This window comes from Staphylococcus sp. HMSC072E01 (assembly GCF_001814125.1).
GTDB classification, from domain to species: domain Bacteria; phylum Bacillota; class Bacilli; order Staphylococcales; family Staphylococcaceae; genus Staphylococcus; species Staphylococcus hominis.
Genome location: NZ_KV814972.1, coordinates 1 through 259, shown reverse-complemented (window position 1 = coordinate 259; position 259 = coordinate 1). Strand labels below are relative to the sequence as shown.

The 259-nt window shown below is 47.9% G+C and carries 1 rRNA gene; it reads right to left on the bottom strand.

What is annotated here, in order from left to right:
- Positions 1–5 precede the first annotated feature (5 nt).
- Positions 6–259 (bottom strand): 23S ribosomal RNA (locus tag HMPREF2953_RS07425); the annotation flags it as partial.

The following is a 259-nucleotide window of genomic DNA, read 5'->3' as shown; positions in this document are numbered from 1 at the left end:
AAAAATTGATTAAGTCTTCGATCGATTAGTATTCGTCAGCTCCACGTGTCACCACGCTTCCACCTCGAACCTATTAACCTCATCATCTCTGAGGGATCTTATAACCGAAGTTGGGAAATCTCATCTTGAGGGGGGCTTCATGCTTAGATGCTTTCAGCACTTATCCCGTCCATACATAGCTACCCAGCTATGCCGTTGGCACGACAACTGGTACACCAGAGGTATGTCCATCCCGGTCCTCTCGTACTAAGGACAGCTC